An 8,319-nucleotide genomic window follows, 5' to 3' on the forward strand; every position below is an offset into this window, starting at 1 on the left:
GATGTCGACCATGTCGTCGACGAGCTTGAAGGTGCGGTGCGGGCCGACCGGAGCGAGCTTGAGGGGCACCTCGCATATATCACTGCGTACTTGCTCAGTTTGCAGTTCCGGCCACGGTACAAGCCACGGCACTGGTGCATCAAGCTGAACGACGCCCGTTTTGGCGTGGAATTGCTGATTGCCGACAGTCCCAGTCTGGTTGCCGACATACCCGAACTGGCAGCGCGGCGCTATGCCGAAGCGCGCCGGCGTGCCGCTTGGGAAACACGCCTGCCCGAGTCCATCTTCCCGGCTGCGCTACCTTACAGTGCCGCGCAGCTGCTCGACGACGACTTCGTGCCGTCGTACTCGCCGGATGAGGGGCCGTGAACGGAAATACAGGGTAGAGGAGGCGGGTCATGGATCGACCCGGGGTGCCACTTGCTGACTACGACGATGATCTAATCCAATGGATCGATCAACAGGTGACGCTGTTGCGCGCCGGGGACTTTGAACGCCTTGATATCGAACACCTTGTGAAGGAGTTTGAGGAAATGGTCGGCCGCAACCAAAGGGAGTTGTGCGGCCGGCTGACCGTGCCGATCATGCATCTGCTCAAGTGTCGGTATGCGCCGCGGCGCAAGTCGACGAGCTGGCTGGCGACCATCAACGAGCAGCGCCGCGCCATTGAGCCGCTGCTGGAGCGCAGTCCCAGCCTGAGAAGCGCGGTCGAGCGCATGGCGCGACAAGAGTATCCGCACGCCGTGCGCAGCGCGGCCATCGAAACCCGGTTGCCGAAATGCGCTTTCCCGTCGGAGTCACCCTTCACCCCAGCCCAACTGCTGGACAACGACTTCGTGCCATGAGCGGCGCGCAATCGCACAGATTCTCAATGCATCCTTGATTGTTGCTCTATTTCACGCTATAATCGCCGGCTTTCCCTTCCCACACTCGTCTTGACGCCGAGGTGGGCATTTGTTTAAACGTCCCTAAGGAGTTATGCATGCGTCATTATGAAATCGTTTTTATCGTCCACCCGGACCAAAGCGAGCAAGTCCCGGCGATGATCGAACGCTACAAAGCCAGCGTAACCACGCGCGGCGGTTCGGTTCACCGTGTTGAAGACTGGGGCCGTCGTCAGATGGCTTACTCGATCCAGAAGCTGCCAAAAGCGCACTACATCTGCCTGAACATCGAATGCGACAACGAGACCCTCGTGGAACTCGAAACCGCGTTCAAATTCAATGATGCCGTGCTGCGTCACCTCACCGTTAAGATGAAGAAGGCTGAAACCGCGCCGTCGCCGATGATGAAATCGGTACAACGTGAAGACGCAGCCAAGAGCCACCGCACTGAAGCCCCTGCTCCTGCAGCCGCTCCAGCGCCAGCTCCAGCCGCAGCAGCGTAATTGTTGACCGGGATCTCTGAACCTGACTTGACCTCACCTCGGTGAATCAACTCCAGTTCGTAGCCCTGATTTGCGAGCGCGACGTAGTGCGCTATACCCCGGCCGGCGTGCCGATCGTGACCGCCACACTGATGCACAGTTCGCAGCAGATGGAGGCAGGGGTAGCCAGGTTGGTCGAATTTGAAATCACCGCGCTTGCCGCGGGCGAGATTTCAGGTCGATTCAGCCAGGCCGAATTGGGTGCCGTGCATCAGTTCACGGGATTTTTGGCCAAGAAGAACCGCAGCAGCAAAAGCCTGGTGTTTCACATCATTGATTTCTGTGCCGCCGCCTGACGCGACAGCACATTTTTAGATACAGGAGCCTCAAATGGCATTCGGTAAAAAATTCGACAAGAACAAGCTCAAGCTTAAAGAAAAGCGCAAACAACAGAACCCACTGTTCAAGCGTAAGAAATTCTGCCGCTTCACCGCAGCAAACGTTGAACAGGTCGACTACAAAGACGTAGACACCCTGAAAGACTTCGTCCAGGAAAACGGCAAGATCATGCCAGCACGCCTGACCGGTACCAAAGCGCACTACCAGCGCCAGGTTGACACCGCAATCAAGCGCGCCCGCTACCTCGCGCTGCTGCCATACACCGATCTGCACCACGCTTAATCGCTGCGGATAAACTGGAGAAACTCTATGCAAATCATTCTGTTGGAAAAAGTTGTTAACGTCGGCAACCTGGGCGATGTTGTTAAAGTCAAAGACGGTTACGCACGTAACTTCCTGATCCCGCAACGCATGGCTCGCCGTGCTACCGCATCGGCTGTCGCTGAATTCGAAGTCAAGCGCGCCGAACTGGAAAAAGCAGCAGCTGAAAAGCTGGCCGCTTCCCAGGCTCAAGGCGACAAGCTGGGCGGCATGACCATCTCGATCGCTCAAAAAGCGGGCGTCGATGGCCGTCTGTTCGGTTCCGTGACCAACTTCGACATCGCTGAAGCGCTGACGAAAGCTGGCTTCGCTGTAGAAAAAGCACAAGTGCGCATGCCTACCGGCCCGCTGAAAACGACTGGCGAACACGCTGTTGCAGTAGCCCTGCACACCGACGTCGTTGTCGAGATCACCATCGCTGTTGTCGGCGAAGCTGCCTAAGTTATACTGCCTCATTTAGTTGCCTTGCAAGCATCATGCTTGCATAGCAACTACAAAAAAGCCGGGTCTTCCCGGCTTTTTTTACGTCCAAATCTCCCCAATTATGTCAGCCAGTTGACCCGAAGCAGGTATAATTCGCGCCATGAACGCACCATCCGATCCGCAGCTCGACGCACTCCGCATCCCGCCCCATTCCATCGAAGCAGAACAATCTGTGATCGGTGGTTTGCTGCGCGATAACGCCGCGTTCGACCGCATTGCCGACATGATGCATGCGGACGACTTCTATCGCTACGATCACCGCATCATCTTCGAACAGATCGTCAAGCTGATCAACCAGTCGAAACCGGCCGACGTGATCACCGTGTTCGAGGCGCTGACCAACATCGCCAAGGCCGAAGACGTGGGCGGCCTGCAGTACCTGAACGCGATGGCGCAGAACACGCCGTCGGCGGCCAACATCCGGCGCTACGCCGAGATCGTGCGCGACCGCGGCGTGCTGCGCAAACTGATCACCGTGGCCGACGAAATTTCGGGCAATGCGTTCAACCCGCAGGGCAAGGAAGTCAAGCAGATGCTCGACGAAGCCGAGTCCAAGATCTTCGCCATCGCCGAACAGGGCGCGCGCGGCTTGCAAGGCTGGATCGCGGTGCAGCCGCTGCTGACCCAAGTGGTCGAGCGCATCGATGAACTCTACAGCCGCGACAACCAGAGCGAAATCACGGGCGTGCCGACCGGCTTCATCGACCTTGACCGCATGACGTCCGGCCTGCAGCCGGGCGACCTGGTGATCGTGGCCGGGCGTCCGTCGATGGGCAAGACCGCGTTCTCGGTCAACATCGGCGAGAACGTGGCCATCGAAGCGGGCCTGCCGGTCGCGATCTTCTCGATGGAGATGGGCGGCGCCCAGCTGGCCATGCGTATGCTCGGTTCCGTCGGCCAGCTCGACCAGCACCGCCTGCGCACCGGCCGCCTGAACGACGAAGACTGGCCGCGCCTGACGCACGCGATCCAGAAAATGAACGACGCCCAGCTGTACATCGACGAGACCCCGGCCTTGAATCCGATCGAGCTGCGCGCGCGCTCGCGGCGCCTGTCGCGCCAGTGCGGCAAGCTTGGCCTGATCATCATCGACTACATCCAGCTCATGACCGGCAGCCAGCCGGGCGACAACCGCGCCTCGGAGATTTCCGAGATTTCGCGAAGCCTCAAGGGCCTGGCCAAGGAGCTGCACTGTCCCGTGATCGCCCTGTCGCAGTTGAACCGGTCGCTCGAACAACGCCCCAACAAACGCCCCATCATGTCCGACTTGCGCGAGTCCGGCGCTATCGAGCAGGATGCGGACGTCATCATCTTCCTGTATCGCGATGAGGTCTACAACCCGGATTCGCCCGACAAGGGCACCGCGGAGATCATCATCGGCAAGCAGCGTAACGGCCCGATCGGCTCGATACGACTGACCTGGATCGGCCAGTACACCAAGTTCGGTAACTACAGCGGTAACCTGGCGGTCTACCAGGGCGACTAAATCACGATGCCGCCGCCATGAGCGGTGGCCTTCTGCAGTATCAATAACGCTTTTACGCTTTAACGGAGAAACCATGTTTGGACGCCTGATGCCCACCGAGGGCAAATTTTTTGAGCTCTTCAACCAGCACGCCGCATTGTGCGTGAAGGGCGCGCATGAAATGGTCGGCCTGATGACCAACTTCGACGACCTCGAAAACCGCGTCCATGCGATCGAAAGCATCGAGAAGCAAGCCGACAAGATCACCTACGCCACGGTCGACATGCTGCACAAGACCTTCATCACGCCGATCGACCGCGACGACATCCACAAGCTGATCACGCGCATGGACGACATCCTCGATCTGATGGAAGACGCGGCCCAGACGGTCTCGCTGTACGACCTGAAAGCGGTGACCCCGGAAGCGAAGCGCCTGGCCGAACTGTGCCTGGCCTGCTGCGAAAAAGTCGAGGCGGCCGTCGGCCTGCTGCACAACATGGACAACTCGCAAAAGATCGTCGCCATCTGCGAAGAGATCGACCGCCTGGAGTCCGATGCCGACCACGTGATGCGCGCCGCCATGTCGAAGCTGTTCCGCGATGAACCGGACGTGCGCAACCTGATCAAGCTCAAGGCCATCTACGAGATCCTCGAAACCGTGACCGACCGCTGCGAAGATGTTGCCAACATCATCGAAGGCATCATCGTCGAAAACGCGTAAGCGGCACGAGCATGGAACATATCCAAATCAGCATTTACGTGCTCGGCTTGTTGATCGCCCTGGCATTGGTGTTCGACTTCATGAACGGCTTCCACGACGCGGCCAACGCCATTGCCACCGTCGTCTCGACGGGCGTGCTCAAGCCGCAGACCGCGGTGGCCATGGCCGCCGTGTTCAACTTCATGGCCATCGGCGTGGTCGGGCTGCACGTGGCCACGACGCTGAGCAAGGGCACCATCGACCCCAAGGTGGTGGACCATTACGTCATTTTCGGGGCCCTGGTCGGGGCCATCATCTGGAACCTGATCACCTGGTACTACGGCATTCCATCGTCCTCCTCGCACGCGCTGATCGGCGGCCTGGTGGGCGCCGCAGTAGCCAAGTCGGGTACCGGCGCGCTGATCGGCGCGGGCTTGCTCAAGACCGTCGTCTTCATCGTGGTCGCGCCGCTGCTCGGTTTCGCTCTGGGTTCGATCATCATGCTCATTGTGGCGTGGGTGTTCGTCAAATCGACGCCGCGCAAGGTCGATACGTGGTTTCGCCGCCTGCAGCTGGCATCGGCGGCCGCGTATAGCCTGGGCCACGGCGGCAACGACGCGCAAAAGACGATGGGCATCATCTGGATGCTGCTCATCGCCAGCGGCTACACCGACGCGGCCGACAAGGCGCCGCCGAGCTGGGTCATCATTTCGTGCTATGCGGCGATCAGTTTCGGTACCCTGTTCGGCGGCTGGCGCATCGTCAAGACCATGGGCCAGAAGATCACCAAGCTCAAACCGGTAGGCGGCTTTTGCGCCGAAACCGGCGGCGCGATCACCCTGATCCTGTCGAGCTATTTCGGCATTCCCGTCTCGACCACGCACACCATCACCGGCGCCATCGTCGGCGTGGGCTCGTCGCAGAAGATGTCGGCGGTGCGCTGGGGCGTGGCCGGCAATATCGTATGGGCCTGGGTTTTCACGATTCCGGCGTCGGCCTTCATGGCCGCGGTGGCGTGGTGGATCGGTACCCACATCATGTAAGCCAGGCATGCGCCTGACAAAAACGCCGGTTGCGACCGGCGTTTTTTTTCGCGTGTGCTGCGCCGGCGCGCTATCGAATGCAGACCTGGCGTACCGTGCGCAGGTCGGTGATGCCCAGCAGGACCTTCTCGATGCCATCCATTTTCAGGGTCAGCATGCCGTCGTCCAGGGCGGCGGCGAGCAGGGTGGCGACCCGGCCGCGCTCCTGCAGCAGGCGCTTGATGTTGTCGGTGCCGAGCATCAGTTCGTGCAGGCCGACCCGGCCCCGGTAGCCCTTGTTGCACTCGGCGCAGCCGCGCGCGCGAAACAAGGTGAAGTGGCCATCGTTGCCGGCATGGCGCGTGCGCCAGCCGTCCAGCAGCGCGCTGCGCGCCTGCGCGGCCGCGCTGCCAGTGCCCTGGGCATGGGGCAGGTCGGCGCAGTACTCGGCGAGCAGCTGCGCCATCTCGGCGTCGCCCGGCCGGTAGGGCTCCTTGCATGCGCCGCACAGGCGCCTGGCCAAGCGCTGCGCCAGCACCCCGAGCAGCGCATCGGCGAAGTTGAACGGGTCCATGCCCATGTCGAGCAGGCGCACGATCGATTCGGGCGCGCTGTTGGTGTGCAGCGTGGCCAGCACCAGGTGCCCGGTCAGCGACGCCTCGATGCCGATGCCGACAGTTTCGCGGTCGCGCATCTCGCCCACCATGATCACATCCGGATCGGCCCGCAGGAAGGCCCGCATCACGGTCGCGAAGTCGAGTCCCGCCTTGCGGTTGACCTGCACCTGGCGCAGCCCTTTCTGCGTGATTTCGACCGGGTCTTCGGCGGTCCAGATCTTGGTATCGGGCGTATTCAGGTAAGCGAGCAGGGAGTGCAGGGTGGTGGTCTTGCCCGAGCCGGTCGGCCCGCACACGAAGAACAGGCCGTGCGGCTTGTCGACCGCCGAGCGCAGGCGCGCCAGGTTATGCGGCAGCACGCCCAGCTGGTCGAGCGCCATGGCGTCGCCGGCGGGCAGGATGCGCATGACGATATCCTCCACGCCGCCGGCCGAGGGAATCGTGGCCACGCGCAGTTCGATGTCGAGCGGGCCGTATTTTTTGAACTTGATCTTGCCGTCCTGCGGTTTGCGCCGCTCGGACGTATCGAGGTCGCACATGATCTTCACGCGGGCGACGAGCGCGTTGCGGTAGCTGGCCGGGATGTCGATGTAGGGGACCAGCGCACCATCCTTGCGAAAGCGGATCGCGGTGCGCCCGTTGCCGGGCAGCGGCTCGATGTGGATGTCGGACACGCCCTGGCGGCTGGCATCCATGATCACCTTGTTGACCAGCTTGACCAGTTCATTTTCGACCGCCTGCGACACCGGCTGCACGGCTTCGCCGTCGCTGTCGTCGTGCGCCATGCCGGACAAGACCTCGCGCAGCGAGCTGCCGTCGCTGCGCGCCGTGGTGCCGAAGAACTGGTCCAGCGTCTGCCGGAATTCGGCGCGCGTGGTCACGCACCACGCTAGCGTCGACTTGGGGAAGACCTGGTTGACGATGCGGCTGGCGCGCACCCGCTCCGGGTCGAGCGCGAGCACCAGTAAGCCATCCTTGTCTTCGTCGAGCGGCAACCACTGGTTTTCTTCGACGTACTGGGCCTTGAGGTTGCGCAGCAAAAAGGCGGGCTTCATGCGGCCCGGCGCAAACGGCTCGTACGGCACCTTGAAATGGCGCGCCAATGCCTGTCCGATGGCCGCCAGCGGCACCTGAAAGTCCATGACCAGCACTTCCTCGATGTCGAGCAGCTGGGCGTGCGCCGCGTGGCGCGCGCGTTCGAGCTCGGCGGCGGACAGCAGCGCGTCCGTTACCAGCGCTTCGTACTTGTTCTGCGATTGCATGCGGTTCCCGTCGTCGTGGTCGGCGAAAACCATCATCATGTGGATTTTCTGACAACGCCAGCTTGATCCCCCTCACGCGTGCCGGCGGAACCGGCGGGGCAGTGCTGTGTCAGTCAGGACCAAGCAAGTCGTGTGCGTCGAGGATGCCGTAGATGATTTCCGGACGGTTGTCGAGGCAGCGCCGGATGACGGTGGGGGCCGTCTGGCGGGTCATGGGGCACAGGCGCGGCCGTTCGGCGAGCACGATGCTCAGCCCGCCCTTGCCGGCCAGCAGGCCGGACCAGATATCCCGGCGTCTTTTCCACCGCTGCTCATGCGCGAATCGGAGGGGCAACGTTGTTCCACTAGCCCTCTTCGGTAGCCAGCCCAGGCGCGCCTTCGTGAAGCGAAGCTTTTTGAAGAGCAGCGTAACTGCTGCTTCGACTACTTTAATCCACGCAAGGATTGAGTTGCCGTTATCAACTCGGCCAGACGTTTACCAGAAGAACCGCGCACTTATGCATTGGATACATAGAAAGATACACAGTTTCTCGTACGCTAGGCACCTCGCCCTTAGCCAACCTCATCGGTTTTAGCAGTTCAGCCCGTGCAAAATAATTCGCGAAAGAATTCAGATTGCGAACCCAAATTCAACACGCGAGGCCGCGCTCGGGACGTAAGCGTCTTCCCACTGACGTCTTTACC

The 8,319-nt window shown here is 61.2% G+C and carries 11 protein-coding genes; 9 read left to right on the top strand and 2 right to left on the bottom strand.

All coding sequences use genetic code 11. The annotated features are described in order from the left end of the window. The 9 genes from RBA40_RS32625 to RBA40_RS32665 form a co-directional block, all read left to right on the top strand. The coding region (locus RBA40_RS32625) for a DUF29 family protein (protein ID WP_306652990.1) at positions 1-369 on the top strand (369 nt) is incomplete at its 5' end. Between the two features lie 29 nt (positions 370-398). Next, positions 399-845: a DUF29 domain-containing protein gene (locus RBA40_RS32630; RefSeq protein WP_306652992.1), complete on the top strand. Its 447-nt coding sequence runs from the start codon at positions 399-401 to the stop codon at positions 843-845. A gap of 137 nt (positions 846-982) precedes the next feature. Further along, positions 983-1,387: a 30S ribosomal protein S6 gene (rpsF, locus tag RBA40_RS32635; RefSeq protein ID WP_054263949.1), complete on the top strand. Its 405-nt coding sequence runs from the start codon at positions 983-985 to the stop codon at positions 1,385-1,387. Positions 1,388-1,428: 41 nt separating this feature from the next. Beyond that, entirely contained in the window at positions 1,429-1,722 is a 294-nt protein-coding gene (gene priB / locus RBA40_RS32640; RefSeq protein WP_306652994.1) for a primosomal replication protein N, read from the top strand. 34 nt (positions 1,723-1,756) lie between these two features. Beyond that, entirely contained in the window at positions 1,757-2,047 is a 291-nt protein-coding gene (rpsR, locus tag RBA40_RS32645) for a 30S ribosomal protein S18 (RefSeq protein ID WP_008450941.1), read from the top strand. A 27-nt stretch (positions 2,048-2,074) separates the two neighbouring features. Next, positions 2,075-2,527: a 50S ribosomal protein L9 gene (gene rplI / locus RBA40_RS32650; RefSeq protein WP_306626336.1), complete on the top strand. Its 453-nt coding sequence runs from the start codon at positions 2,075-2,077 to the stop codon at positions 2,525-2,527. A gap of 142 nt (positions 2,528-2,669) precedes the next feature. Further along, positions 2,670-4,055 (top strand): replicative DNA helicase, encoded by a 1,386-nt coding sequence (locus tag RBA40_RS32655; protein WP_306652996.1) that lies wholly within the window; start codon positions 2,670-2,672, stop codon positions 4,053-4,055. 73 nt (positions 4,056-4,128) lie between these two features. Continuing rightward, on the top strand, positions 4,129-4,755 hold the full coding sequence (locus RBA40_RS32660) for a DUF47 domain-containing protein (protein ID WP_099876127.1): 627 nt from the start codon (positions 4,129-4,131) through the stop codon (positions 4,753-4,755). 11 nt (positions 4,756-4,766) lie between these two features. Continuing rightward, the gene (locus tag RBA40_RS32665; RefSeq protein ID WP_306652998.1) at positions 4,767-5,777 is read left to right on the top strand and encodes an inorganic phosphate transporter; all 1,011 of its coding nucleotides are present in this window, start codon (positions 4,767-4,769) and stop codon (positions 5,775-5,777) included. Positions 5,778-5,847: 70 nt separating this feature from the next. On the opposite strand, the gene RBA40_RS32670 is transcribed toward RBA40_RS32665, so the two are convergent. Both RBA40_RS32670 and RBA40_RS32675 read right to left on the bottom strand, forming a co-directional pair. Next, positions 5,848-7,674: a GspE/PulE family protein gene (locus tag RBA40_RS32670; RefSeq protein WP_306652999.1), complete on the bottom strand. Its 1,827-nt coding sequence runs from the start codon at positions 7,672-7,674 to the stop codon at positions 5,848-5,850. Between the two features lie 70 nt (positions 7,675-7,744). Continuing rightward, positions 7,745-7,969: a hypothetical protein gene (locus RBA40_RS32675; protein WP_306653001.1), complete on the bottom strand. Its 225-nt coding sequence runs from the start codon at positions 7,967-7,969 to the stop codon at positions 7,745-7,747. Positions 7,970-8,319 lie beyond the last annotated feature (350 nt).

Origin of the sequence: Massilia pseudoviolaceinigra (assembly GCF_030846505.1) — a bacterium.
GTDB classification, from domain to species: Bacteria; Pseudomonadota; Gammaproteobacteria; order Burkholderiales; family Burkholderiaceae_D; genus Telluria_A; species Telluria_A violaceinigra.

What these genes read in the sequence shown, in the direction of transcription:
- rplI (WP_306626336.1), top strand. Translation starts at nt 2,075, where the DNA reads ATGCAAATCATTCTGTTGGAAAAAGTTGTTAACGTCGGCAACCTGGGC.
- RBA40_RS32655 (WP_306652996.1), top strand. Translation starts at nt 2,670, where the DNA reads ATGAACGCACCATCCGATCCGCAGCTCGACGCACTCCGCATCCCGCCC.
- RBA40_RS32665 (WP_306652998.1), top strand. Translation starts at nt 4,767, where the DNA reads ATGGAACATATCCAAATCAGCATTTACGTGCTCGGCTTGTTGATCGCC.
- rpsF (WP_054263949.1), top strand. Translation starts at nt 983, where the DNA reads ATGCGTCATTATGAAATCGTTTTTATCGTCCACCCGGACCAAAGCGAG.
- RBA40_RS32660 (WP_099876127.1), top strand. Translation starts at nt 4,129, where the DNA reads ATGTTTGGACGCCTGATGCCCACCGAGGGCAAATTTTTTGAGCTCTTC.
- rpsR (WP_008450941.1), top strand. Translation starts at nt 1,757, where the DNA reads ATGGCATTCGGTAAAAAATTCGACAAGAACAAGCTCAAGCTTAAAGAA.
- RBA40_RS32670 (WP_306652999.1), bottom strand. Translation starts at nt 7,674, where the DNA reads ATGATGATGGTTTTCGCCGACCACGACGACGGGAACCGCATGCAATCG.
- RBA40_RS32630 (WP_306652992.1), top strand. Translation starts at nt 399, where the DNA reads ATGGATCGACCCGGGGTGCCACTTGCTGACTACGACGATGATCTAATC.